Annotated in this window: 21 protein-coding genes; 16 read left to right on the top strand and 5 right to left on the bottom strand. The window is 56.7% G+C overall.

The features are described from left to right. Positions 1-118 precede the first annotated feature (118 nt). Positions 119-877, bottom strand: coding sequence for a metalloprotease LoiP (gene loiP, locus VSX58_RS15515; protein ID WP_327618876.1), 759 nt, complete (start codon positions 875-877; stop codon positions 119-121). Positions 878-1,207: 330 nt separating this feature from the next. On the opposite strand from loiP, the gene tkt reads away from it, so the two are divergent. From tkt to VSX58_RS15460, 11 genes are all read left to right on the top strand, one after another. Next, positions 1,208-3,202 (top strand): transketolase, encoded by a 1,995-nt coding sequence (gene tkt, locus VSX58_RS15510; RefSeq protein WP_327618875.1) that lies wholly within the window; start codon positions 1,208-1,210, stop codon positions 3,200-3,202. A gap of 327 nt (positions 3,203-3,529) precedes the next feature. Further along, positions 3,530-4,609 carry an ABC transporter substrate-binding protein gene (locus VSX58_RS15505; RefSeq protein ID WP_327618874.1) on the top strand — a complete coding sequence of 360 codons (1,080 nt, stop codon included), beginning with the start codon at positions 3,530-3,532 and terminating at the stop codon, positions 4,607-4,609. Between the two features lie 44 nt (positions 4,610-4,653). Continuing rightward, the gene (locus VSX58_RS15500) at positions 4,654-6,423 is read left to right on the top strand and encodes an ABC transporter permease (protein WP_327618873.1); all 1,770 of its coding nucleotides are present in this window, start codon (positions 4,654-4,656) and stop codon (positions 6,421-6,423) included. Further along, complete coding sequence (locus VSX58_RS15495) at positions 6,416-7,495, top strand: ABC transporter ATP-binding protein (protein WP_327618872.1); 1,080 nt, start codon at positions 6,416-6,418, stop codon at positions 7,493-7,495. The genes VSX58_RS15500 and VSX58_RS15495 overlap by 8 nt, the downstream gene beginning before the upstream one ends. A gap of 403 nt (positions 7,496-7,898) precedes the next feature. Continuing rightward, a complete protein-coding gene (epd, locus tag VSX58_RS15490) occupies positions 7,899-8,915 on the top strand; it encodes an erythrose-4-phosphate dehydrogenase (RefSeq protein WP_327612223.1) in 1,017 nt (338 codons plus the stop codon). Positions 8,916-8,987: 72 nt separating this feature from the next. Next, the gene (gene pgk, locus VSX58_RS15485; protein ID WP_327612222.1) at positions 8,988-10,151 is read left to right on the top strand and encodes a phosphoglycerate kinase; all 1,164 of its coding nucleotides are present in this window, start codon (positions 8,988-8,990) and stop codon (positions 10,149-10,151) included. A 119-nt stretch (positions 10,152-10,270) separates the two neighbouring features. Further along, entirely contained in the window at positions 10,271-11,350 is a 1,080-nt protein-coding gene (fbaA, locus tag VSX58_RS15480) for a class II fructose-bisphosphate aldolase (RefSeq protein WP_327612221.1), read from the top strand. 193 nt (positions 11,351-11,543) lie between these two features. After that, positions 11,544-12,398 (top strand): small-conductance mechanosensitive channel MscS, encoded by an 855-nt coding sequence (gene mscS / locus VSX58_RS15475; protein ID WP_327618871.1) that lies wholly within the window; start codon positions 11,544-11,546, stop codon positions 12,396-12,398. A 164-nt stretch (positions 12,399-12,562) separates the two neighbouring features. After that, entirely contained in the window at positions 12,563-13,183 is a 621-nt protein-coding gene (locus VSX58_RS15470) for a hypothetical protein (RefSeq protein ID WP_327618870.1), read from the top strand. Between the two features lie 258 nt (positions 13,184-13,441). After that, complete coding sequence (gene argO / locus VSX58_RS15465) at positions 13,442-14,056, top strand: arginine exporter ArgO (protein ID WP_327618869.1); 615 nt, start codon at positions 13,442-13,444, stop codon at positions 14,054-14,056. Between the two features lie 166 nt (positions 14,057-14,222). Beyond that, positions 14,223-14,948 (top strand): oxidative stress defense protein, encoded by a 726-nt coding sequence (locus VSX58_RS15460; protein WP_327618868.1) that lies wholly within the window; start codon positions 14,223-14,225, stop codon positions 14,946-14,948. 10 nt (positions 14,949-14,958) lie between these two features. On the opposite strand, the gene VSX58_RS15455 is transcribed toward VSX58_RS15460, so the two are convergent. After that, a complete protein-coding gene (locus VSX58_RS15455) occupies positions 14,959-15,852 on the bottom strand; it encodes a LysR family transcriptional regulator ArgP (RefSeq protein WP_327618867.1) in 894 nt (297 codons plus the stop codon). Between the two features lie 361 nt (positions 15,853-16,213). Between VSX58_RS15455 and rpiA the strand changes: the two genes are divergently transcribed. Together rpiA and serA are read left to right on the top strand one after the other, a co-directional pair. After that, positions 16,214-16,870: a ribose-5-phosphate isomerase RpiA gene (rpiA, locus tag VSX58_RS15450; protein ID WP_327618866.1), complete on the top strand. Its 657-nt coding sequence runs from the start codon at positions 16,214-16,216 to the stop codon at positions 16,868-16,870. Between the two features lie 297 nt (positions 16,871-17,167). Continuing rightward, on the top strand, positions 17,168-18,400 hold the full coding sequence (serA, locus tag VSX58_RS15445; protein WP_327612215.1) for a phosphoglycerate dehydrogenase: 1,233 nt from the start codon (positions 17,168-17,170) through the stop codon (positions 18,398-18,400). Positions 18,401-18,470: 70 nt separating this feature from the next. On the opposite strand, the gene ettA is transcribed toward serA, so the two are convergent. After that, positions 18,471-20,138 carry an energy-dependent translational throttle protein EttA gene (ettA, locus tag VSX58_RS15440; protein WP_327618865.1) on the bottom strand — a complete coding sequence of 556 codons (1,668 nt, stop codon included), beginning with the start codon at positions 20,136-20,138 and terminating at the stop codon, positions 18,471-18,473. A 488-nt stretch (positions 20,139-20,626) separates the two neighbouring features. Here ettA and sltY point away from each other — a divergent pair, with 488 nt between their 5' ends. Both sltY and trpR read left to right on the top strand, forming a co-directional pair. Further along, positions 20,627-22,555, top strand: a complete 1,929-nt coding sequence (sltY, locus tag VSX58_RS15435; RefSeq protein WP_327618864.1) for a murein transglycosylase — start codon at positions 20,627-20,629, stop codon at positions 22,553-22,555. A gap of 69 nt (positions 22,556-22,624) precedes the next feature. After that, entirely contained in the window at positions 22,625-22,972 is a 348-nt protein-coding gene (gene trpR, locus VSX58_RS15430) for a trp operon repressor (RefSeq protein ID WP_327618863.1), read from the top strand. 4 nt (positions 22,973-22,976) lie between these two features. On the opposite strand, the gene yjjX is transcribed toward trpR, so the two are convergent. Beyond that, positions 22,977-23,504 (bottom strand): inosine/xanthosine triphosphatase, encoded by a 528-nt coding sequence (gene yjjX / locus VSX58_RS15425; RefSeq protein ID WP_327618862.1) that lies wholly within the window; start codon positions 23,502-23,504, stop codon positions 22,977-22,979. A gap of 52 nt (positions 23,505-23,556) precedes the next feature. On the opposite strand from yjjX, the gene gpmB reads away from it, so the two are divergent. Next, positions 23,557-24,207, top strand: a complete 651-nt coding sequence (gene gpmB, locus VSX58_RS15420) for a 2,3-diphosphoglycerate-dependent phosphoglycerate mutase GpmB (RefSeq protein WP_327618861.1) — start codon at positions 23,557-23,559, stop codon at positions 24,205-24,207. On the opposite strand, the gene robA is transcribed toward gpmB, so the two are convergent. Next, positions 24,204-25,085, bottom strand: a complete 882-nt coding sequence (robA, locus tag VSX58_RS15415; RefSeq protein ID WP_327618860.1) for an MDR efflux pump AcrAB transcriptional activator RobA — start codon at positions 25,083-25,085, stop codon at positions 24,204-24,206. The genes gpmB and robA overlap by 4 nt on opposite strands. Between the last annotated feature and the right edge of the window lie 28 nt (positions 25,086-25,113).

The raw sequence follows: 25,113 nt of genomic DNA, 5'->3' as shown, positions 1-25,113 counted from the left end.
GGGTATGGCGAGAGGCGGAATGATGCCCATATTTTATGGCGACTCATAAGGGCGGGGGAGAATGGGTCGCGGCACCTGACGGTATCAGGCGCCGGATGGATATCAAACGTCTAAACGATTACTTGCCGGCGGCAATACGTTCGCGGATATGTTTGGCCCGTTCCTCGGATGAGGGGTGGGAATCAAACATGCTGCTTTCACGTCCGGCATCCAGCTTGGCCAGTTTCTCAAAGCTGGTCGCCAGGCCTTCAGTCTTGATGCCGCGTTTTTTCAGCAGATCAAACGAGTAATCATCAGCCTGCGACTCTTGCGACTGGGAGAACTGGGCGTTAACCAGTTTTTCCCCCAGATCGGCAAGCTGGGACTGCGATAGAGAAGCGGCGACGCCGCCCGCGGAAGCCGCGGCGGAGCGCGCCGCGGTGGCGGCGTAAGCGACCTGCATGGCCTTGCGGGTGTGGCCCAGCGCAACGTGGCCCATTTCATGACCCAGAACGCCTTCGATCTCATTATCCGTCATCATGTCCATCAAACCGCTGTAAACCCGGATGCAGCCATTCGCCATCGCCCAGGCGTTGACATCTTTGGTCAGATAAACCTTATAGTTGGCCGGCGTGCCGTTAATATCATGGCCCAAAGCATTCGAAATTTTATTCAGACGTTTTGTGTACACACTGTTGGCGGGAGCTATTTGGGCTTCTTTATCCATCTGTTCGCAGGATTGGTTGCTCAGCGTTTTCACCTGGTCGTCACTGAGGGTGGCGGCCTGAAAAGCCTGGGCGCCGGATTGCATCAACGCGCTGGAATCAAGGTTTTGGCAGCCGCTGAGTAAAGCGCCGATACTCAGCGCCAGCAGAGGTAAAGAATTTCGCAATGTCATCGCATTATCTCCTTACGATAAGTGATGTGTAAAAATAAAAGCGTGGGAAAGATAACGGAAAATATTGTCAGTGAGTAGAAAATAATTCTGATTTATATCCGATAGTTATTTATTTATAAGCGATGAGCCGGCGATGCTCTGCGATCCGGAAAAATCGCGCGGGGTAAATCAGCGATCGAATCCTCCGTTTTTGCTCGCTGTTCCATGTGCATTCGCCCTGATTTTCATGTACATTTGTAAACATCTTTTCTGTGCCTTTCTTGGCTAACGTGTTGATTAATATATCCTATGTCTGATAAGACATCTGTTCAATCCGATCTGGAGTAAAGCATGTCCTCTCGTAAAGAACTTGCCAATGCTATTCGTGCGCTGAGTATGGATGGTGTGCAAAAAGCCAAATCCGGTCACCCGGGCGCCCCGATGGGGATGGCGGATATCGCCGAAGTTCTGTGGCGTGATTACCTGAACCATAACCCCGCCAACCCGCACTGGGCCAACCGCGACCGTTTCGTGCTGTCCAACGGCCACGCTTCAATGTTGATATATAGCCTGCTTCACCTTACCGGCTATGACCTGCCTATCGAAGAGCTGAAAAATTTCCGCCAGCTGCACTCCAAGACTCCCGGCCATCCCGAGTACGGCTATACGCCCGGCGTGGAAACCACGACGGGACCGCTGGGGCAGGGTATCGCCAATGCGGTGGGGATGGCGATTGCGGAGCGTACGCTGGCCGCGCAGTTTAACCGTCCGGGCCATGAGATCGTCGACCATTACACCTATGCTTTCCTGGGCGACGGCTGCATGATGGAAGGCATTTCTCATGAGGTCTGCTCGCTGGCCGGCACCATGAAACTTGGCAAGCTGACGGCGTTTTATGATGACAACGGCATCTCCATCGACGGCCACGTAGAAGGCTGGTTCACCGATGACACCGCCGCCCGTTTTGAAGCTTACGGTTGGCACGTGGTGCGCGGCGTGGACGGTCACGATGCGGATGCGATTAAGCGCGCCATCAACGAAGCCAAGCTGGTGGCCGACAAGCCTTCGTTGCTGATGTGTAAAACGGTGATCGGCTTCGGTTCGCCGAACAAAGCCGGCACGCACGACTCCCACGGCGCGCCGCTGGGCGATAGCGAAGTGGCGGCATCCCGCGAACAGCTGGGCTGGAAATATCCGCCGTTTGAGATCCCGGCGGAAATTTACGCCGAGTGGGATGCGAAAGCAGCCGGCAAACGTAAAGAAGCCGCCTGGGATGAAGCCTTTGCCGCTTACGCCAGCGCCTATCCCGATCTGGCAGCCGAATTTAAACGCCGTACCAACGGTGAATTGCCGGCCGACTGGCAGGCCGACGCGCAGAAGTTCATTGAGCAACTGCAGGCCAATCCGGCGAAAATCGCCAGCCGTAAAGCCTCGCAGAATGCGCTGGAAGCCTACGGCAAGCTGCTGCCGGAATTCCTGGGCGGTTCCGCCGATCTGGCGCCAAGCAACCTGACGATGTGGTCCGGCTCGACGTCGCTGGATAAGGATGCCGGCGGGAACTATATCCACTACGGCGTGCGCGAATTCGGTATGACGGCGATTGCCAACGGCATCTCGCTGCACGGCGGCTTTATCCCTTATACCGCCACGTTCCTGATGTTCGTGGAATACGCCCGCAATGCGGTGCGCATGGCGGCGCTGATGAAAATTCGCAGCATTTACGTCTATACCCACGACTCCATCGGCCTGGGCGAAGACGGCCCGACCCACCAACCGGTTGAGCAACTGGCCAGCCTGCGCGTTACGCCGAATATGAGCACCTGGCGCCCGGCCGATCAGGTGGAAACCGCGGTGGCGTGGAAATATGCCATTGAGCGTCAGGACGGACCGACGGCGTTGATTCTGTCGCGCCAGAACCTGGCTCAGCAGGAGCGCAGCGCGCAGCAATTGGCCGATGTGGCGAAAGGCGCGTATGTGCTGAAAGATAGCAAGGGTCAACCGGAGGTGATCCTGATCGCCACCGGTTCTGAAGTCGAACTGGCCGTGGGCGCCTATGACAAGCTGACGGCGCAAGGGCATAAGGTTCGCGTGGTGTCGATGCCCTCAACCGATGCGTTCGATAAACAGGATGCGGCCTATCGCGAGGCGGTATTGCCGCCGGCGGTATCGGCGCGCGTGGCGATTGAAGCGGGTATCGCGGACTACTGGTACAAGTATGTCGGCCTGAACGGCGCGATCGTCGGAATGGAAACCTTCGGTGAATCCGCGCCGGCAGAGCTGCTGTTTGAAGAGTTCGGCTTCACGGTCGATAACGTGGTGGCGAAGGCCAAAGCGTTGTTGAAGTAAGGCCCATCCCCTCAGTGGCCGCGGGCGGACGTTGCCCGCCCGCGGCCATCGTCCGCCACTCCTCTCTTCGCGAGACGGCGCCTCCATGACGCCCGCATTCAAACATTGTTCGCTATCGTGACGCGTTGACGAAATCGTTCCCTTCCGACGCGGCGTCGCCCCAACCAACCCGCCTTAATCTGACGCCGCCGTCGTATCGCGCCGCGTTTTTTGGTTAAAAAACGCCCAGCTTCACAAAACCGAAAAATAACAAAGCGGCCGCATTGATTAAAAACGGTTATTAACTATACGTTAATTTTGTTCTAATTATGTAATCAGGGGGTTGGTATGCTGATAAAAATCGGCGCGACGCTCGCCATACTGGGCTCGGTTACCGCCTATGCGGCACTGCCGGCGGGATACCCGTCCGAGTATCAGTCCATCGTTGAGGGCGCCAGGAAAGAAGGCAAGGTGGTGGTGTACTCCACTACCGATACCAAAGCGGCCGGCCCGCTGATTCAGGGGTTTGAGGCGCAGTATCCGGGCGTGAAGGTCGAATACAACGACATGAACAGCACGGAGTTATATAACCGTTTTATTAGTGAACAGGCGGCGGGCGGCGCCAGCGGCGATGTGTTGTGGAGCTCGTCCATGGATACCGTACTGAAGCTGGCGACCGATTATGCGCTGGAATACGTTTCTCCGGAGCTGAACCAACTGCCTAAGTGGGCCGTTTGGCAAGAGAAAGCCTACGGCACCACCTATGAGCCGGTGGTCTTTATCTATAACAAGCGCCTGATTCCGCAGGGCGACGTGCCGGGTTCGCACGCCGAACTGGCGAAACTTATCGCCGGGCAGAGCGAAAAATTCAGCAAGAAGGTCACCACCTACGATATTGAAAAGTCTGGGCTGGGCTTTATGTTGTCGGTACAGGACGCCAAGGCGGATCCGCACTATTTCACCACGCTGGCTGATGTCGCCAAGGGCGGTCTGGCGGTGCAGTCTTCCACCGGCACCATGATGGAAAGGGTGTCGTCAGGCGAAAATCTGATTGGCTTCAATATCCTGGGGTCTTATGCCGAAGCGCGCGCCAAAACGGATCCGTCGTTGGGCATCGCCTATCCGCAGGATTACACCCTGGTATTGTCGCGCGTCTCCTTTATCAGCAGAGAGGCGCCCCATCCCAACGCGGCAAAGCTGTGGTTTAACTATGTGCTGTCCGAAAAGGGGCAGAGCATTCTTGCCAATCAGGCCGATATTCCTTCCATCCGCAACGATATCGCAGGCAAGAATGATATTGACGGCATGACGCAAATGCTGGGCCGCGCCTTAAAGCCGATTCCGGTGGATGAAAGCCTGCTGGAGTATCTGCAACCGGCGAAGCGTCTGAATTACATTAAACAGTGGCGCGCCGCGGTGGCGAAATAAGCGCCGGACCGGGCTATCGTGGCTTATCATCATCGGGATTTTCTATGAAAGCATGGCGCGGAAAGCGGCAGAGCCTGCCGCGCGGCGTAGTGGTGCTGATAACCGCGCTGGTTATCTATGCGCCGCTGTCGTTTATCATCATTCAGAGTTTTCTCTCCGCGCCGTTTTTCTCCCCGGTCAAAACGCTCAGCCTGGAGGCGTTCCAGTTTATTTTTACCGATGAGGATTTTTACAAGGCGCTGAAAAGCGGCTTTATTTTGGCTTTTGGCCTGATCGCCATCGCCATACCGCTGGGGGGCATTCTGGCCTTTCTGATGGTCAGAACCGATTTGCCCGGCCGCAGACTGATTGAACCGCTGATTTTGGTGCCTATTTTTGTTTCGCCGATGGTGCTGGGCTTTGGTTATGTGGTGGCGGCCGGGCCGGCGGGGTTCTTTTCCCTGTGGGCGCAAGGGGTGCTGGGCTTTGTGCCGTGGAATATCTACTCAATGGCGAGCATCGTGGCGATCGCCGGGCTGACCCATGTGCCCCATGCCTATCTTTATATTTCTTCGGCGCTGCGCAGCGTGGGCTCCGACGTGGAGGAAGCGGCGCGCACCGCGGGCGCGTCTCCGCTGCAGATCATGACCGCCGTCAGTTTGCCGATGGTGCGTCCGTCGATTCTATACGCCGGCGTGCTGCTGTTTTTTCTCGGGCTGGAGGTGTTCGGCCTGATGCTGGTGCTGGGCGACCCCGAGGGCAATCTGGTGCTGGCGACCTACCTTTACCAGCTCACCAACAAACTGGGCACCCCCTCTTATCATTTGATGGCGGCGGTGGCGGTGGTGCTTATCTGCATTACCATCCCGCTGGTTATGCTGCAGCGCCGCCTGATGCGCACCGCCAATCGTTTCGTCACCGTCAAGGGCAAGGCGGCGCAGGCCCATGCGCTGCCGTTGGGAAAGTGGCGTTGGGTCGCCGGCGCCGTTGTGGTGCTCTGGCTGACCGTGACGATAGGCGTGCCGCTGCTGGGGGTGATGCTGCGCGCCTTCATCGCCAACTGGGGCGTCGGCGTTTCTCTTTGGGACGGGCTGTCGCTGAATGCCTTTCGGACGATTTGGCAGCAGCCCAACCTGATGCGGGCCATCGTCAATTCGATGGCGATAGGGACGATCGGCGGGGCGCTGGCCGTGATCTGCTACCTGTTTATCGGCATCGCCATGCACCGCAAGCCCGACGGCGTGACCCGTTTTCTCGACTATAGCGTACTGGTGCCGCGCGCCGTACCGGGGCTGCTGGCGGGGCTGGCGTTCCTGTGGGTATTTCTGTTTTTGCCCATGTGGCTGGATAACGCGCTGAAAGAGGGCTGGCTGTCGGGGTTGCCGATGGCGGAATGGCTGAGGGCGCACTGGATAGTCTGGCTGCGCTCATTGCGCAGCACGATTTTCAGCGTCTGGCTGGCCTATACCGTGGTATGGATGGCATACGGGCTGCGGCTGATCTCCTCGACGCTGCTGCAGGTCGGCCCGGAGCTGGAAGAGGCGGCGCGCAGCGCCGGCGCCAGCCGCGGCCAGATAACCCGCCACGTCACCATTCCGCTGTCGCGTTACGGCCTGATCGGCTCATGGCTGCTGATGTTCCTGATTTTCGAGCGTGAATACTCCACCGGAGTTTATTTGCTGTCTCCAGGAACCGAAACCATCGGTTCCATGCTGGTCTCTCTGTGGGCGGCCGGCGCGATTGATATCGTCGCCGCGCTCTCCTTTATCAATATTCTGTTGGTCGTGCTGGGTCTGGGCGTCGCCCTGCGTTTCGGAGTGAAATTACATGATTGAGCTTTCCGTCGAGAACCTCCATTTGACCTATGGCGATAACCCGGTGTTAAAAGGGGTATCCATGCAGCTGACGCGGGGAGAGGTGGTTTCGCTGCTGGGCCCTTCGGGCAGCGGGAAAACCACTCTGCTGCGCGCGGTGGCCGGTTTGGAAAAACCCACGCGCGGCCGCATTATCATCGGCCGCAATACGGTTTTCGACGGCGGCGCGCGCGGTGAAATTATTCCCGCCGAAGAGCGCAACCTGGGGCTGGTGTTCCAGTCTTACGCGCTGTGGCCGCATAAAACCGTGTTTGAGAATGTCGCCTACTCGCTGAGATTGCGCAAGGTAGCGGCGGCGGAGATCGTCCGGCGCGTGCAAACCGCGCTTGACCAGCTTGGGCTAGGGCATTTAAGCAAACGCCATCCGCATCAGCTTTCCGGCGGCCAGCAGCAGCGCGTGGCGATCGGCCGCGCGCTGGTGTACAACCCGCCGGTGATCCTGCTGGATGAGCCGTTGTCGAACCTTGATGCCAAGCTGCGCGAAGAGGCGCGGGTATTTCTGCGCGAACTGATCGTCAAACTGGGCCTGTCGGCGCTGCTGGTTACGCACGATCAGAATGAGGCGATGGCGATCTCCGATCGTATCCTGCTGCTCAATAATGGGGTCATTGAACAGCAAGGCTCGCCGCAGGCCATGTACGGCTCGCCGACGACCCTGTTTAGCGCCGAATTTATGGGCAGCAACAACCGCCTGCATGGCAAAATCAGCGAAATACGCGACGGCAGGGCGAAAATTGAAGGTAAGGATTGGGCGCTCTGGGGGCTGGCGGGAGAGGGCGTGGCGATCGGCCGGCAGGCGACGGCGGTGATTCGCGTAGAGCGCGTCCGCCTGGACGAGGCGCCCGCCGGGAACCAACTGACGCTGCCGCTGTTGACCTGCATGTATCTCGGCGATCGCTGGGAGTATCTATTCCGCACGGTAGCCGAAGATTTCGCCGTGCGAGCCTATGGCGCCGAGGCGCGGGAACCCGCGTCGTACCGGCTCTCTTTGCCGCAGGCGCATCTGTGGATTTTCCCTGCGGCAGAGCAATAAGGGCGGCGGTCGGGTTTAAAACGCCCGACGTCACGGCGGATCGCCGACGGCGAAGGGCGGCGCGCCGCTGACGCAGACGCCTCACCCCGTGGTCGCCCCGGGTATCTCAATCTGACAGACAGGTTTGTCAGCAAGCGCAAACGATCTCGGTGTTTTTTATGACGTGGGTCACTCTTCTGGCGAGAGTCGAGTGAGAATATTTCTTTTGCAGGTTAATTCGTTTATGCTAGCTGAAGCGTTTCAGTTGTGATGTTGGCGGCATTTATTCCGCAATCCGGCTTGCCGGAGACGGTTTTTCGCAGAAATGGCCGAGCGATGGGAAAAATGCCGACACCACTGCCGCTTCGAGCAAGAAGCATATATTCTATGAGGGTGGTTTTATCATCGTTACACAGGGAATTGCATGACAATCCGTATTGCGATAAACGGTTTTGGCCGCATTGGCCGCAATGTCTTACGCTCGCTGTATGAGTCGGGCCGTCGGGCCGAGATCGCGGTAGTGGCGATCAACGAACTGGCAAGCGCCGAAGGCATGGCCCATTTGCTGAAGTACGACTCCAGTCACGGCCGTTTCCCCTGGGATGTGCGTCAAGAGTGCGATCGGCTGTATGTCGGGGATGATTGTATCCGGTTGTTGCATGAGACGGCGATCCCGCCGTTGCCCTGGCGCGAGCTGGGCATTGACGTGGTGCTGGACTGTAGCGGCGTTTACGGCAGCCGGGAAGATGGCGAAGCGCACCTGGCGGCCGGCGCCAAAAAAGTGCTTTTTTCGCATCCGGGAACGCCCGATCTGGACGCCACCGTGGTGTTTGGCGTCAACCATCAAAATTTAATCGCCGAACACCGCATCGTGTCTAACGCCTCCTGCACCACCAACTGCATTATTCCGATCATTAAACTGTTGGATGACGCGTTCAGCATCGAAAACGGCACGGTGACGACGATCCACTCATCGATGAACGATCAGCCGGTGATCGACGCCTATCACCGCGACCTGCGCCGTACCCGCGCGGCCGGTCAGTCCATCATTCCGGTGGATACGAAATTGGCGGTCGGCATCACCCGGATCTTCCCGCAGTTTCTCGACCGTTTCGAAGCGATATCGGTTCGGGTGCCTACCATCAACGTGACGGCGATCGATCTGAGCGTCAGCGTGAGGAACGCGGTAAACGTCAATGAAATTAATGCGCTTTTTCAAAAATCAGCGCATGGGGCATTTCGTGGTATAGTTGATTACACCGAATTGCCGTTGGTTTCGGCCGATTTTAACCACGATCCGCATAGTGCTATTGTTGATGGCACGCAAACCCGGGTTAGCGGTCAGCATCTGATTAAAACACTGGTCTGGTGCGATAATGAATGGGGGTTCGCCAACCGAATGTTGGATACCACTCGGGCGATGGCGGCCTGCGGTTTCTAGTACGACGGTATTGATCGCGGATCAATATCTCGCTCAAGCAACTTTAAAAGAGAATCAACAAGAGGATTCACCATGTCTGTAATTAAGATGACCGATCTGGATCTGGCTGGCAAACGTGTATTGATCCGTTCGGATCTGAACGTGCCGGTAAAAGAAGGTAAAGTGACGTCTGATGCGCGTATCCGCGCTTCTCTGCCGACCATCGAAGCCGCCCTGAAACAGGGGGCGCGCGTGATGGTGACTTCCCACCTGGGCCGTCCGACCGAAGGAGAATACAACGAAGAGTTTTCTCTGCTGCCGGTTGTCAATTACCTGAAAGATAAGCTCTCTTCTCCGGTGCGTCTGGCAAAAGATTATCTGGACGGCGTGGACGTTGCCGAAGGCGAACTGGTTGTGCTGGAAAACGTGCGCTTCAACAAAGGCGAGAAGAAAGACGACGAAGTGCTGGCTAAAAAATATGCCGCGCTGTGCGACGTCTATGTCATGGACGCATTCGGTACCGCTCACCGCGCCCAGGCTTCGACTCACGGCGTAGGTAAATTCGCGCCTATCGCCTGCGCCGGCCCGCTGCTGTCCGCCGAACTGGAAGCCTTGGGCAAAGCGCTGGGCAACCCGGCTCGTCCGATGGTCGCCATCGTCGGCGGCTCCAAAGTTTCAACCAAGCTGACCGTACTTGATTCGCTGTCCAAAATCGCCGATCAACTGATCGTCGGCGGCGGCATCGCCAATACTTTCGTCGCGGCTCAAGGCCATAACGTCGGTAAATCGCTGTACGAAGCGGACCTGATCCCCGAAGCGAAAAAACTGCTGGAAACCTGCGATATTCCGGTTCCGACCGATGTGCGCGTCGCGACCGAATTCTCCGAAACCGCCGCTGCCACCCTGAAATCCGTCACCGAGATTAAAGATGACGAGCAGATTCTGGATCTGGGCGACGTTTCCGCGGAACGTCTGGCGGACATTCTGAAAAACGCCAAAACCATCCTGTGGAATGGTCCGGTCGGCGTATTTGAATTCCCGAACTTCCGTAAAGGCACTGAAATCGTCGCCAACGCGATTGCCGACAGCGCCGCGTTCTCCATCGCCGGCGGCGGCGACACGCTGGCGGCGATCGACCTGTTTGGTATCGCTGATAAAATTTCCTATATTTCTACCGGCGGCGGCGCTTTCCTTGAGTTCGTCGAAGGGAAAAAGCTGCCGGCGGTCGTTATGCTGGAAGAGCGCGCCAAGCAGTAATGTTTTAAGCGGGGCGTCATGAGCGCCCCCGCGTTGGTTGTTCCGGCCGGGCGCCGGAGCAGCCGCTGATGAAAAAACAGATTTTTTAACCCCACGGCCAACGAAACAGGACACGTAACATGTCTAAAATTTTTGATTTCGTAAAACCTGGTGTCATCACCGGTGATGATGTTCAGAAAGTTTTTGCAGTAGCAAAAGAAAACAAATTCGCTTTGCCGGCAGTAAACTGCGTCGGTACCGATTCTATTAACTCCGTACTGGAAGCCGCGGCTAAAGTACGTTCGCCGGTGATTGTACAGTTCTCTAACGGCGGCGCCGCATTTATCGCCGGCAAAGGTTTGAAATCCGACGTGCCGCAACAGGCCGCAATCCAGGGCGCTATTTCCGGCGCGCATCACGTTCACCAGATGGCCGAACTCTATGGCGTTCCGGTTATCCTGCATACCGACCACTGCGCCAAGAAACTGCTGCCGTGGCTGGACGGGCTGCTGGATGCGGGCGAAAAATATTTCGCCGCGCATGGTAAACCGCTGTTCTCTTCCCACATGATCGATCTTTCTGAAGAGTCTCTGGAAGAAAACATTGAAATTTGTAGCAAATACCTGACTCGCATGGCGAAACTGGGTATGACGCTGGAGATTGAACTGGGCTGCACCGGCGGCGAAGAAGACGGCGTGGACAACAGCCACCTGGACAACTCCGCGCTGTACACTCAGCCGGAAGACGTGGCTTACGCCTACGAAAAACTGAATGCCATCAGCCCGCGTTTCACCATCGCGGCTTCTTTCGGTAACGTTCACGGCGTTTACAAACCGGGCAACGTACAGCTGACGCCGAAAATCCTGCGCAACTCTCAGGATTACGTCTCTGAAAAATACAACCTGCCGCACAATAGCCTGAACTTCGTATTCCACGGCGGTTCCGGTTCCACCGCCGCTGAAATTGAAGAAGCGGTCGGCTACGGCGTTATCAAGATGAACATCGATACCGATACCCAATGGGCGACCTGGGAAGGTATTCTGCAGTACTACAAGAAAAACGAAGGGTATCTGCAGGCTCAGCTGGGCAACCCGGAAGGCGCCGACAAGCCGAACAAGAAATACTACGATCCGCGCGCATGGCTGCGTGCCGCTCAGGGCACCATGATCGCACGTTTGGAAAAAGCCTTTAAAGAACTGAACGCGGTCGACGTTCTTTAACTAAGATTCTTAAAGGTTTATTCCCTAAATAATTCGAGTTGCAGAAAAGCCGACGCGCATGCAGCTTGAAGTATGGCGGAAATATCGTAAGGCTCCCTCGGGAGCCTTAGTTTTATATTGATTTCGCCGCAGATTGCGGTTTTTGGTGTGAAGGTTATGCTCTGACAAAGGGCATAAAAATCAGGAGTGTTATATGGAAGAACTGAATGTTGGTGTAGAACAGGCGACAGGCTGGTTTGTCAGCCATCAGGATATCTTGTTGCAGTACGCGGTGAATATCGTCGCCGCGCTGGTGATTCTGGTCGTCGGGCTGCTTGTCGCCCGCGTGGTGGCGGGAACGCTGAATAAAGTTTTGGTGAGCCGCGCCATTGATTCGACGGTGGCGGATTTCCTCTCCGCCCTGGTGCGCTACGGCATTATCGCTTTTACGCTGATTGCGGTATTGAGCCGGGTCGGCGTGCAAACGGCGTCGGTAATCGCGGTTTTGGGGGCTGCGGGTTTGGCTGTCGGTTTGGCTCTGCAAGGCTCGCTGGCGAACTTTGCGGCCGGCGTGCTGCTGGTAACCTTCCGGCCTTTCCGCATCGGCGAATCGGTGGATTTGGGCGGAATTGCCGGCACGGTCACGCAGGTGCAGATTTTTTCTACCACGCTGCTGACGACCGACGGCAAGGTTATCGTGGTGCCGAATGGTAAAATCATCGCGGGAAATATCATCAATAGCTCGCGTGAGCCCAATCGTCGCACCGAAATTATCGTCGGCGTGGCGTACGATGCGGATATCGATGTGGTTAAAAAGCTGCTGGGCGATATCGTGGCGGCCGATAAGCGTATTCAGCATGATAAAGGCGTGACTATCCGCTTGAATGAAATGGCGGCGTCGTCCCTGAACTTTGTGGTATGGGTCTGGACCACCAACGGCGATGCCCAGGCGGTCTACTGGGATCTGATGGAAAGCTTTAAACGGGCGCTGGACGAAAACCGTATCGGTATCCCTTACCCGCAGATGGACGTGCACCTGTACAATACCGAACGACAGGAAGCGCGCTGATTCTATTCTGACTTATCCGGGGACGCGCGATTCCCGGATAAGGCGCGATGCTCTGGCTCCCTATCATCACGGAAATCGCCGGCCGCCGCCTGAAAGGTAAAATTTTTCCTCTCCGTTTGTTCTATCTTGCTCCCTACCTTATTTTCTTTTTTCCGATCGTGACAATGAAACCAGATCGCACGCTGTATCCGCATACGGTGGTTATTTTTATTTTTGCGTTTTTCTTGCCTTACGCCGGGCCGCATTTCTTGACATTCAGCCAGCATACGGTGGATATCGTCGAGTCGTTTCAATCTTTTTTTCTGCTGTTCGGCGCCATTTTCACCTGGCTCTATATCAAACCGTTCTGCTGCGAGAGGGAGCGGTGCATATTTTGGCTATGGAGCATCAGCTGGTGGATATTGCTCTTCGGGCGCGGAATTAGCTGGGGACGCAACTATCTGCCGGAGGCGCCGAGGGGCTATTTCCGCGCGATATCCGTCGTGTTGATAGGTATCACCCTACTGATGCCGCTGCTTCCGTCCCTCCGGCGCGACATTGTCCGGCGCTTTAGAACGGAGAGGTTTCCCGTTTGGGATATGGGGCTGACGGCGGCCTATTTTCTGATTTCCGACGCCATCGAACATCATCGCCTGCTGGGGTTTCTGTTTGTCTATGACGTGCGATATAAGGATTTGATGGAAGAGCTCTATGAGCTGCCGTTTATGTTTTCGCTGTTTTTTATCGCTTTCTATCTCCAGCAACAGGAGAAGCGGGTCTCCTCCGTCTGCTATTCCCGATCGTAACGCCGGCCCTTGCGATGACGCTGGTTGGTATTAGCGCGGCTAATATACAATTAGAAACTTCAATTTCCATTAATGAAGCCGTCTCCCTACACTGCCGTTCATTTCAACGGAATGCTGGTCGCTTAAGCCGATTTTTAGGGGACACGCCGGGGGAGGCTCCCGCTTACGACGCCTCACCCCGGCGGCCGCCCCGCGAATCTCGATGCTTAAACGATCGGCATTAGCGCATTTCAACAGCGGTTATCCCGGGGGACGGTTATGCTGGCGGTGTATTTACAGGGCTTTATTCTTGGCGCGGCGTTAATTTTGCCCTTGGGGCCGCAAAATGCGTTTGTGATGAATCAGGGCATTCGGCGTCAGTATCACCTGAGCGTCGCGCTGCTGTGTTCGCTGAGCGACGTGGCGCTGATTTGCGCCGGGATCTTCGGCGGCAGTACGCTGCTTAGTCAGTCTTCATTGCTGCTGGAGGTGGTGACCTGGGGCGGCGTCGCTTTTCTGCTGTGGTACGGCTGGGGGGCATTCAGAATGGCGTTCAGTAAAGATGCGCCCATGACCGACGCCGCGGTAATGCAACAGAGCCGTTGGCGTATTATTGCGACTCTGCTGGCCGTGACCTGGCTTAATCCGCATGTCTATCTGGATACCTTCGTCGTGTTAGGCAGCCTGGGGAGCCAGTTTGCCGATCGCGGCCGCGGCTGGTTTGCGCTGGGTTCGATCACCGCATCGTTTTTATGGTTCTTCGCTCTGGCTCTGCTGGCGTCCTGGCTGTCGCCGTGGCTGACCAGGCCGCGCGCGCAGCGGGCGATTAACCTGTTTGTCGGCCTGGTGATGTGGAGTATCGCAATCCAGCTGGCTCGTCATGGCTGGCAATAAATGACGCCGTTCTACACGGGTTTCGGAAATTCACCTATATTTTGTTGTATTGGCAATACGTTATGTTATCCGGCAGAGGAAAACCTACCGTCATACGGGTAACGAAGCGGCTGTAGGGCGGCCTGGCGGCCGTCCCGGCGGCAAAAACATAAATAGGGGAGTTATTGTGAAGCTAAGAGTCCTGACATTAGCGGCTATGGTCGGTTTTAGCGCTTTACCGACGCTCGGACAGGCGGCGGAATTACCGGACGGCCCGCATATCGTGACCTCGGGAACGGCCAGCGTTGATGCGACGCCTGATATCGCGCGGTTGGCGATTGAAGTCAGCGTGTCGTCCAAAGACGCGGCCGATGCGAAAAAACAGGTTGATGCCAGAGTAGCCCAATATTTTGATTTTCTGGGTAAAAATGGGATTGAGAAAAAAGATATCAATGCGGCTAACCTACGCACCCAGCCAGAATATGACTATCTGAAAACCGGCGGGTCGGTATTGAAAGGGTACCGCGCCGTGCGTCAGGTGGAAGTTACGCTCCGCCAGTTGGACAAACTGAACGAGCTGCTGGACGGGGCGCTGAAGTCAGGGCTGAATGAGATTCGCACCGTCGATCTGGGCGTCGCCAATCCTGAGGTTTACCGCGAGAAGGTGCGCCAAAAAGCGATTGAGCAGGCGACCAGTCAGGCTCAATCTCTGGCCAAGGGGTTCAACTCCACGCTGGGCGCGGTTTACAGCATTCGCTATCACGTTACCAATTACCAGCCGGTGCCTATGGCGCGGATGTTTAAAACGGCCGATGTGGCGGTGCAAAGCGAAGCCGCCCAGACCTACGAGCAGCAAACCATTCATTTCGACGACCAGGTCGACGTGGTGTTTGAACTTCAGCGCAATCCTTGAAAAACGGCGCTTAGGACTGCCGCAGCACCTGATGCCCGTAAGCTAACAGGGCATCAGTCACTTTTCTCATCATCCTGCTTTCCGGCGCGAAGCGGTGCCAGTAGAGCATCCGGCGCTGAAGCAGCCCCGGCGTCAGATCGATCAGCTCGTTGTCGGCCAACTCCCTTTCGATTTGCAAATGCGGGATCATGCAACAGGTCGTTCCCTGCCGGGCGAGCTGCACGAAGGCTTCCGACGAGTTCACTATATGGCACGGCACGCTGCCGGGCGATAAATCGAAGTTCTGCTGCAGAAAAGCCTGATGCATATCGTCAAGGTGATCGAACGCCACGGCGGGCGCGCGCAGCAGCGCGGAACGCGTCACGCCGTTGGGGAAATAGCGGTCCGCAAAACTCGGCGAGGCGACGAACAGATAGTCCAGCGCGCCCAGCTTATCGACCAGACAGCTCGGCAGCGGCTGCGGCTGGATACTTACGGCCCCCACGACTTCGCCGCGGCGTAATCTTTCCTGCGTGCGGGTTTCATCTTCCACCTGCAGATTCAGACGGATGGGGGAATCCGCCAGAACGGGTTGCAGAGCCGGCAGCAGCCAGGTCGCCAGGCTGTCGGCGTTAACCGCTAATGAGAGCAGCAGCGGAATGTCGCTGTTGCTTTCATTGCCCAGCCACTCCTCTTCCAGCAGCTCAACCTGGTGCAACAGCGCCAGGAGTTTTTGCCCCTGCTCGGTAGGCCGGGGCGGAATCGTTCTGACTAATAACGGCTGACCGAACAGGTTCTCCAACTGCTTAATACGCTGGGATACGGCTGATTGAGTAATGCATAATTTTTGAGCTGCGCGTTCAAAGCCCCGCTCGCGAATTACGGCATCCAGAGCCTGAAGCGTTCGATAGTCCGGGCGTTTCATGAAAGTAAAAATCCCCTGAATGAAGTTAATGCCGATCGTTTAAGCATCGAGTTACACGGGGAGTGAGGCGTCCCTACGGGAACCTCACCCGGCGTTTCCCTCAAAAACCGGCTTAAGTGAACGGCATTACTGAATGAAGTCGGTTTTTTTCACTATGCCACATTTTGTTGTTTTACCATGCAGAAATCTTATCCCGCCGTTTTTTGTTTACGGCATGGATCCGCAGCCGGCCGCCGGCAAATCTCTCCGCGCGCCGGGCGAAACGCGCGGGGGGGAGCAGTCCGGCTGCATCTTGACGGCTATTGGGTATATAATGCCCCCACGTTTTCGTACTTTCGTATTTACGGGCCTGAAACAGACTATGACACAAGATGAACTGAAGAAAGCAGTTGGCTGGGCGGCGCTTGATTATGTTCGCCCTGATACCATTGTTGGCGTTGGGACGGGCTCGACGGCCGCGCATTTTATCGATGCGCTGGGGTCGATCAAACATCAGATTCAGGGCGCGGTCTCCAGCTCCGACGCCTCGACGGCGAAATTAAAAAGCCTGGGCATCCCGGTTTTCGACTGCAACGAAGTGGATTCTCTAGATGTTTACGTCGACGGCGCCGATGAAATAAACGGGCAGATGCAAATGATAAAAGGCGGCGGCGCCGCGCTGACCCGTGAGAAAATCGTCGCGGCCATCGCCCGTCGCTTCATCTGTATTGTCGATGAGTCAAAACAGGTCGATATCCTGGGGCGGTTTCCCTTGCCGGTTGAGGTCATCCCCATGGCCAGATCTTACGTCGCCCGCGAGCTGGCGAAAATGGGGGGGCAACCGGAGTATCGTCAGGGCGTGGTGACGGATAACGGCAACATTATTCTTGACGTTCACAACCTGAATATTATGGATGCGATAGCGATGGAGAATACCATCAATGGTATCGCCGGCGTCGTGACCGTGGGCCTGTTCGCCAATCGCGGGGCGGATGTCGCGCTGGTCGGCACGTCGCAAGGCGTGAAGACGATTAAGTAATCTTGTACTATTGTCCGGCGCGGCCCGGTTGCCGCGTCGGAAAAATTTTTATATAAAAAAGCTTTCGCCGTTAACGGCTGGTTTTTGGCACTTAATATCATTTTTTCTTATTTTATTCGTCGCCGATATGGCGATGATTCTCTTTAGCAAAATTTTTCGCCAGAAATGTTAAGCGCAGCGCCGATATGCGATGTAGACGAAGCAATCGTTTGTATTGCCGACTGCGTAATTTTTGTTATGTTGACAGAGGCCGTTTAACAAACTGCCGCATCTGAAGTCTGAAAATAAGGTCGGGAAATGGCAAAGGTATCATTAGAAAAAGATAAAATTAAGTTTCTGTTGGTCGAGGGTGTGCATCAGCGCGCGCTGGATAGTCTGCGCGCCGCCGGGTACACCAATATCGAATACCATAAAGGGGCGTTGGATCCGGAAGCGTTAAAAGAATCCATCCGCGACGCGCACTTCGTCGGCATTCGTTCTCGCACTCACCTGACGGAAGAGGTTTTTGCCGCCGCGGAAAAATTGATTGCGGTCGGCTGTTTTTGTATCGGTACGAATCAGGTTGAATTGCCGTCCGCGACGAAACGCGGTATTCCGGTATTCAATGCGCCGTTTTCCAATACTCGCTCCGTAGCCGAAATGGTGCTCGGTGAAATGCTGCTTATGCTGCGCGGTATTCCGGCTGCGAATGCCAAAGCGCACCGCGGCGTCTGGAACAAACTGGCGGTCGGCTCCTTTGAAGCCCGCGGCAAAAAGCTGGGCATCATCGGGTATGGTCATATCGGCACCCAGTTGGGGATCCTGGCTGAAAGCGTGGGCATGCATGTTTATTTCTACGATATCGAAAGTAAGCTTCCGCTGGGCAACGCGCAGCAGGTTCGCCATCTTTCCGAACTGTTGAATATGAGCGACGTGGTCAGCCTGCATGTGCCGGAAACCGACAGCACCCAGAATATGATGGGCGCCGAGGAGATCGCGCTGATGAAGCCGGGCTCGATTCTGATTAATGCCTCGCGCGGTACGGTGGTCGATATTCCCGCGCTGTGCGACGCGCTGTCCAGCAAGCATATCGTCGGCGCGGCGATTGACGTTTTCCCCAAAGAACCGGCATCCAACAGCGAGCCTTTCCAGTCGCCGCTGTGCGAATTCGATAATGTGCTGTTGACGCCGCATATCGGCGGTTCGACGCAGGAAGCGCAGGAAAATATCGGCGATGAAGTCGCCGGGAAACTGGCTAAATACTCGGATAACGGCTCTACGCTGTCGGCGGTCAACTTCCCTGAAGTTTCTCTGCCAACGCACAGCGAACGCGCCAGCCGCCTGCTGCACATTCACGAAAACCGTCCGGGCGTTATCACCAAGATTAACCAGATCTTTGCCGAGCAGGGAATTAACATCGCCGCGCAGTATCTGCAAACGACGCCTGAAATCGGCTATGTGGTGATCGACGTTGAAACCGATGGCGCGCAAACCGCGCTACAGCTGATGAAGGCGATCCCCGGCACGATCCGCGCCCGTCTGCTGTACTAAGTCCGCTGTTGACCGGTTCCTTTTTTCGGCGCCGGATGAAAAAAGGCCCGCATCTGCGGGCCTTTCTGCATTACTTGGACATCTTCTTGTATTTGATGCGATGCGGTTCGAGGGCGTCAGCGCCGAGCGTGCGTTTTTTGTACTCTTCGTATTCGCTGAAGTTCCCCTCGAAGAACTCCACTTTGCCCTCATCCTGGTAGTCCAGAATATGGGTGGCGATACGGTCCAGGAACCAGCGGTCGTGGGAAATGACCATGGCGCAGCCGGGGAACTCCAGCAGGGCGTTTTCCAGCGCGCGCAGCGTTTCGATATCCAGGTCGTTGGTCGGTTCGTCGAGCAGCAGGACGTTGCCGCCGACCTGCAGCAGCTTGGCCAGATGCAGACGGCCGCGCTCGCCGCCGGACAACTCGCCCACGCGTTTGCCCTGATCGACCCCCTTAAAGTTAAAGCGTCCCACGTAGGCGCGGCTCGGCATCTCGGTGTTGCCGACGCGCATGATATCCAGTCCGCCGGACACCTCTTCCCATACCGTCTTGCTGTTGTCCATGGCGTCGCGGAACTGGTCGACGGAGGCCAGCTTCACGGTATCCCCCAGCGTGATGGTGCCGGCATCCGGCTGTTCCTGCCCGGACATCATGCGGAACAGGGTTGATTTGCCCGCGCCGTTCGGGCCGATGATCCCGACAATCGCGCCTTTCGGTACCGAGAAGGAGAGATTGTCGATCAGCTGGCGATCGCCATAGGATTTGCTCAGACCGGCGACCTCAACCACTTTATCGCCAAGGCGCGGACCGGGCGGAATAAACAGTTCGTTGGTTTCGTTGCGTTTCTGGTATTCCGTGTTGTTAAGCTCTTCAAAGCGCGCCAGACGCGCCTTGCCTTTGGACTGGCGTCCTTTGGTGCCTTGGCGCACCCATTCCAGCTCTTTCTCAATGGATTTGCGGCGCGCGGCTTCGGCGGAGGCTTCCTGCGCCAGACGCTGATCTTTCTGCTCCAGCCAGGAAGAGTAGTTTCCTTCCCAGGGAATGCCTTCGCCGCGGTCCAGCTCCAGAATCCAGCCCGCGACATTGTCCAGGAAGTAACGGTCGTGGGTAATGGCGACCACCGTGCCCTCGAAGTCGTGCAGGAAGCGTTCCAGCCAGGCAACGGACTCCGCATCCAGGTGGTTGGTCGGTTCATCCAGCAGCAGCATGTCCGGTTTTTCCAGCAGCAGGCGGCACAGCGCGACGCGGCGGCGTTCGCCGCCGGAGAGATTGGCGATTTTGGCGTCCCACTCCGGCAGGCGCAGGGCATCCGCCGCGCGCTCCAGCTGGTTGTTCAGATTGTGGCCGTCGTGGGCCTGAATGATCTCTTCCAGTCTGCCCTGTTCGGCGGCCAGCTTATCGAAATCGGCGTCCGGATCGGCATAGAGCGCGTACACTTCGTCGAGCCGTTTCAGCGCGCCGACCACTTCGGCAACGGCTTCTTCCACCGATTCGCGCACGGTGTGATCCGGATTTAACTGCGGCTCCTGCGGGAGATAGCCGATCTTGATGTCCGGCTGCGGCCGGGCTTCGCCTTCAATATCTTTGTCTATGCCGGCCATAATGCGCAGCAGGGTGGATTTACCGGCTCCGTTCAGGCCCAGTACGCCGATTTTAGCGCCGGGAAAAAAACTGAGGGAGATGTTTTTCAGAATATGACGCTTCGGCGGAACGATTTTGCCGACGCGATGCATGGTATAAACATATTGAGCCACGTTGCGACTTCGCCTCTTTCAGTCTGGGTTGTTGTCGATATAGGGTATATGCGCCACGCGGGGGTAGGCACGCTGGGCTTTTTGCCGCGCAGGATAACGCATCCTTTCGCGGATCGATCATTCTGACCCCGGAGTGTAACCGGTTTCCGCGTTCGATCCCAGCTATCCGGCGATGCGCAACCCTCGGTAATAACGACGATATCGCCCAATTGGCGTGTCGCACTCTCGCGTGATGTGCCACACTAAACGAATGCGAACGGGCTCGTGATGAGCTTATATACTTGTCATACTTCAAGTTGCATGCGCGTTGGTCTTGTTATTCGCCCCGGCGGGGCCGGCGCAGGCGCGTTTAAACATGCGTCCGGCGTTTTTGTCCGGCAGCTCGAATTATTTAGGATATCGCATGTGTGGCATGAACGTTTTTTGGCGATCGATATTGTAGATCGCGTCGATATCAGCATTGATAACGGATGAGGTTAACGTAGGTTATGGTCAAAGCGGGTCATTGGCGGTACGTTATTGCGGCAGTCTGTTTGGCGGGGGCGTCCTGCCATGTATGGGCGGATTCTCTGGATGAGCAGCGCCAGCGCTATCAGCAGGTGAAACAGGCATGGGACGGTAATCGGTTGGACGCCGTGGCGCAGATTATGCCGACGCTGCGCGACTACCCGCTTTACCCTTACCTTGAGTACCGCTCACTGACGCAGGATCTGAGTCGGGTCAGCGTTTCACATGTTAAACAGTTTATTGCTACGCATCCCACGCTGCCGCCGGCGCAAAATCTGAATAGCAGTTTTGTTAACGAGCTGGCGCGCCGTCAGGACTGGCCGGGGCTCCTGGCTTTTAGCCCGCAGCCGCCGAAACCGGTCGCGGCGCGCTGTAATTTTTATTACGCGCAGTGGGCCACCGGGCAGCGTCAAGGCGTCTGGGACGCGACGCGGAATATTTGGCTGACCGGGCGTTCGCTGCCGGCGGCCTGCGACAAGCTCTTCGCCGTTTGGCAGCAGGCGGGCGAACAGACGCCGTTGACGACGTTGGAACGCATCCGCCTGGCGATAAACGAAGGCAATAGCGGATTGGTGGCTTATCTGGCCAAACAGCTGCCCGACGATTATCAAACCATCAGCGATGCGTTGGTTAAGCTGCAAAGCGATCCTGAAACCCTTGAAAGCTTCGCCCGCTCCATCGGGCCGACCGATTTTACCCGCAAAGTGACGCTGTCGGCATTTAGCCGGGTGGCGCGTCAGGATGTCGATAACGCCCGCTCCATGCTGCCGGTGATCGCGCGTCTGCAAAAAATGAGCGCGGCGGAACGCCAGTCGATGGAAGAAGTCGTCGCCTGGCGCCTGATGGGCAATGACGCCACGCCGGAACAGGCGGTCTGGCGCGATAGCGTGACGCAGCGCAGCGCCGCCACGACGCTGTTGGAGCGTCGGGTGAGAATGGCGCTGGGCAACGGGAACCGGCAAGAGCTGTCGACCTGGATGGCGCGATTGCCGGCGGACGTTCAGCAGAAAGATGAGTGGCGCTATTGGCGCGCCGTTTTGCTGCAGGAACAGGGAAAACGGCAGGAAGGGGAGGCGTTGCTGCGCGAACTGATGACCGCGCGCGGTTTTTATCCGATGGTGGCGGCGCAAAAGCTGAATGAAGCCTACCCGATAATGATCCAGAGCGCCGTCAGGCCGGATCGCGCATTATCGCAACTGCCTGAAATCGCGCGCATTCGGGAACTGATGTTCTGGCAGATGGACAATTTGGCGCTTAAGGAGTGGGTCGGCCTGGTGGCCGGCAGCAGCGCGCCGCGCCAGGAGGCCCTCGCCCGCTATGCGTTTGAACAGCGCTGGCCGGACCTGAGCGTTCAGGCGACCATTGTCGCCAAGCTGTGGGATCACCTGGAGGAGCGCTTCCCGCTGGCCTGGAACGACGAATTCCTGCGCGTCACGCAGGACAAAGGGATTAGTCAGAGCTATGCGATGGCGATAGCCCGGCAGGAAAGCGCCTGGAATCCGCTGGCGCGCTCCCCGGTCGGCGCTTCGGGGCTGATGCAGATCATGCCGGCGACGGCGCAGCATACCGCACGGATGAGCAATATCCCGGGTTACAGCAACAGCAGCCAGCTTTTTGATCCGCAAACCAATATTCTGCTGGGCACCAGCTATCTGGAGTACGTTTATCAGACGTTCGGCCGTAACCGTATTTTGGCCTCCGCGGCGTATAATGCCGGCCCGGCCCGGGTCAATACCTGGCTGAGAAACAGCGCCGGACGTATTGACGCGGTTGCGTTTATCGAGAGCATTCCCTTTTCCGAAACGCGCGGGTATGTGAAGAATGTTCTGGCTTATGACGTTTTTTATCGTCACTTTTTGCGTCAGCCCGGCAAGGTGCTGAGCGATGAGGAGTGGCAGCGGCGCTATTAAGCGTCGGAGCGATCATTGGCGTAACTTGTGCTATGCTGCCGTACTAGTTCAATAGTATGGCAGCCCGTTATGAATCCGTTATCCCTTACCGATCCCGCGCTCTCCGAGCAGGAAGATAATGACTGGTTACGCTTTGTGGCTTTGCTGCGGCAGTCAATGAATGAAGGCCTTCACCAACCGTTGCTGCAACTGTTGTTGACTGCGGATGAGCGTGCCGCATTAGGCACGCGGGTGCGCATTATTCAGGAACTGCTGCGCGGCGAAATGAGCCAGCGTGAATTGAAAAATGAGCTGGGCGTGGGGATAGCAACCATCACTCGCGGCTCCAACAGCCTGAAGTCCGCGCCTCCCGCGCTGAATAAATGGCTGGAAACGCAGCTATTGTCCGCAGAGAATATCCGCGGAGAAGACGATTGAGCCATCACTGCTCCGGCGTCTGATAGATGGCATTATGGAAAGGGACGAGCGCCAATAGCAGCGCCTGATGATAAACGCTGGCGCGCGACAATTTGCCATTGGTGAAAATGCCTATCGCGCCGCCCTGATGTTTAATATTCTGAATTCCGGTTAATCGAGCCATCTCATCGCCCAATTCTCTTCCTTCACGGATGCCTTGTAATATACTTTCCGGCAGAATCAGACTGGCGGAACGCGACTCTCCGCGCTGGTGAGGGTTTTCAATCACCATCCAGGCGAAGGTCATCTGTTCTTCTATTCCTGCTTCAACGCCGACCCAGAAATCGGCCTCCGGGCGCACCTGGCGCGCCATCATTACCCGGTTTCTGGCTCCGGTTCGGGTTTGCTGCGAACCGAGCGGCTGGCGCGGAACGCCGCTGTCGACATCAACGCCCTCGATGCGGCAATTGTCCGCGCCAAAGACATCGGTGAAGGCTAACGTTATCGCTTCAATTTTGGCCGGGTTGGTGGTTGCAGCTACAACGTAATACATAACGGTTTTATACTCTTTTAGTTAATTTGACGCAGTATAACGGAAAATAACCATGTTACAGGTATATCTTGTTCGCCACGGCGAAACAGAGTGGAATGTGGCGCGGCGTATTCAGGGGCACTCCGACAGCGCCCTGACGCCGATGGGTGAACACCAGGCGCATCAGGTTGCGCGGCGCATGAAAGCATCGGGTATTACGCATATCTTTACCAGCGATTTGGGACGGACGCGCCAAACCGCCGATATCATCGCCCAGGCGTGCGACGGCTGTCAGGTCATCATTGAGCCGGGTTTGCGCGAGTTGAACATGGGCGTGCTGGAAACGCGTTACATTGATTCGCTGAGCGCGGAAGAAGAGGGGTGGCGCAAACAAATGGTGGACGGTACGCCGGACGGACGGATCCCGCAGGGCGAGTCGATGGCGGAAATGGCCAGACGCATGCATGCGGTGCTGGAGCGCTGCCTGGCGCTGCCCGAAGGCAGCCGTCCGCTGTTGGTCAGTCACGGCATGGCGCTGGGATGCCTGCTCGGCACGATACTGGGGTTGCCCGCCTCGGCCGAGCGCCGGCTGCGGCTGCGCAACTGTTCCCTGTCGCGCATCGATTATCAGCAGAGCCCTTGGCTGGCTTCCGGATGGGTGGTGGAAACCGCCGGGGATGTGTCGCATCTGGATGCCGTGGCGCTGGATGAGTTGCAGCGTTAACTCTCCGCCCCGCGTTGGATAGGGATAAGATATTCACAGCGGATCGTTTCAGGCAGGTTTTCTTTGTCCCGGGTTCTATCCGGTTCAAAACGCTCCGCGTCGCATCCCTTGCGGCGAATGAGCCGCAGTTTGGGCAGGCAGGTGTCATACAGCGTGATGATGAAATCCTGCAGTCCGTCCGGCGGTCCGCTGTAAATAAACAGCGCGTAGTCGCCGCCCTGCAGGGTGAGCGGCTCCCCCGGATAGATTCCCGCGGGAACATGCCGTGGCTCCAGCGCGGTGGTATACAGGACGTGGTGCTCATCATCCTTGTCTTTGCTGGGTTGCGCGTGATGCAGGCCGTACAATAGCGGCGGAATGTCGTCGATGTCGCCAAGGTATTGACGCCAGTAGTGAACGCGGATTTCCATGCGGAAATTACCAATCTGCTCCAGGCTGCATGTGTACTCTTGCGTCACGCCGACCAGCGGCGTATCGGGCAGGGTGATAAATTGCGGCTGCGGCAGCGTAAATTCACCCAGACGGATCGGCGGGTGGATGCCGAAGGTGTTCCAGTTATCCGAGCGACGATAGGATGCCGGCGTTTGCGCAAACTGTTTTTTAAACGCTCGGGTGAAGGTTTGCTGAGAATCGAATCGATATTGCAAGGCGATATCCAGGATAGGTCTGCCGGTCAGACAGAGCGCCACTGCGGCCTTGGTCAACCGGCGGGCGCGAATGTATGATCCGATGGCATGTCCGGTGACCTCTTTGAACATCCGCTGTAAATGCCATTTTGAATAGCCTGCTTTTGCCGCTACGTTATCAAGTGATAAAGGCTGGTCGAGATGACTTTCCAGCCAGTTAAGCAAGTCACGAATTATACTGGCTTGATCCATAGATCTTCCTTATAAAACACACTGAGCG

The organism is Brenneria populi, assembly GCF_036016195.1.
Taxonomy (GTDB): Bacteria; Pseudomonadota; Gammaproteobacteria; order Enterobacterales; family Enterobacteriaceae; genus Brenneria; species Brenneria populi.
This window is presented reverse-complemented; position numbering and strand designations above follow the sequence as displayed.

Excerpts from the sequence above, each read along its gene's own strand:
- VSX58_RS15500 (WP_327618873.1), top strand. The coding sequence starts at position 4,654 with ATGAAAGCATGGCGCGGAAAGCGGCAGAGCCTGCCGCGCGGCGTAGTG.
- serA (WP_327612215.1), top strand. The coding sequence starts at position 17,168 with ATGGCAAAGGTATCATTAGAAAAAGATAAAATTAAGTTTCTGTTGGTC.
- loiP (WP_327618876.1), bottom strand. The coding sequence starts at position 877 with ATGACATTGCGAAATTCTTTACCTCTGCTGGCGCTGAGTATCGGCGCT.
- gpmB (WP_327618861.1), top strand. The coding sequence starts at position 23,557 with ATGTTACAGGTATATCTTGTTCGCCACGGCGAAACAGAGTGGAATGTG.
- yjjX (WP_327618862.1), bottom strand. The coding sequence starts at position 23,504 with ATGTATTACGTTGTAGCTGCAACCACCAACCCGGCCAAAATTGAAGCG.
- pgk (WP_327612222.1), top strand. The coding sequence starts at position 8,988 with ATGTCTGTAATTAAGATGACCGATCTGGATCTGGCTGGCAAACGTGTA.
- fbaA (WP_327612221.1), top strand. The coding sequence starts at position 10,271 with ATGTCTAAAATTTTTGATTTCGTAAAACCTGGTGTCATCACCGGTGAT.
- rpiA (WP_327618866.1), top strand. The coding sequence starts at position 16,214 with ATGACACAAGATGAACTGAAGAAAGCAGTTGGCTGGGCGGCGCTTGAT.
- epd (WP_327612223.1), top strand. The coding sequence starts at position 7,899 with ATGACAATCCGTATTGCGATAAACGGTTTTGGCCGCATTGGCCGCAAT.
- VSX58_RS15495 (WP_327618872.1), top strand. The coding sequence starts at position 6,416 with ATGATTGAGCTTTCCGTCGAGAACCTCCATTTGACCTATGGCGATAAC.
- VSX58_RS15470 (WP_327618870.1), top strand. The coding sequence starts at position 12,563 with ATGAAACCAGATCGCACGCTGTATCCGCATACGGTGGTTATTTTTATT.
- tkt (WP_327618875.1), top strand. The coding sequence starts at position 1,208 with ATGTCCTCTCGTAAAGAACTTGCCAATGCTATTCGTGCGCTGAGTATG.
- mscS (WP_327618871.1), top strand. The coding sequence starts at position 11,544 with ATGGAAGAACTGAATGTTGGTGTAGAACAGGCGACAGGCTGGTTTGTC.
- argO (WP_327618869.1), top strand. The coding sequence starts at position 13,442 with ATGCTGGCGGTGTATTTACAGGGCTTTATTCTTGGCGCGGCGTTAATT.
- trpR (WP_327618863.1), top strand. The coding sequence starts at position 22,625 with ATGAATCCGTTATCCCTTACCGATCCCGCGCTCTCCGAGCAGGAAGAT.
- robA (WP_327618860.1), bottom strand. The coding sequence starts at position 25,085 with ATGGATCAAGCCAGTATAATTCGTGACTTGCTTAACTGGCTGGAAAGT.
- VSX58_RS15505 (WP_327618874.1), top strand. The coding sequence starts at position 3,530 with ATGCTGATAAAAATCGGCGCGACGCTCGCCATACTGGGCTCGGTTACC.
- VSX58_RS15455 (WP_327618867.1), bottom strand. The coding sequence starts at position 15,852 with ATGAAACGCCCGGACTATCGAACGCTTCAGGCTCTGGATGCCGTAATT.
- sltY (WP_327618864.1), top strand. The coding sequence starts at position 20,627 with ATGGTCAAAGCGGGTCATTGGCGGTACGTTATTGCGGCAGTCTGTTTG.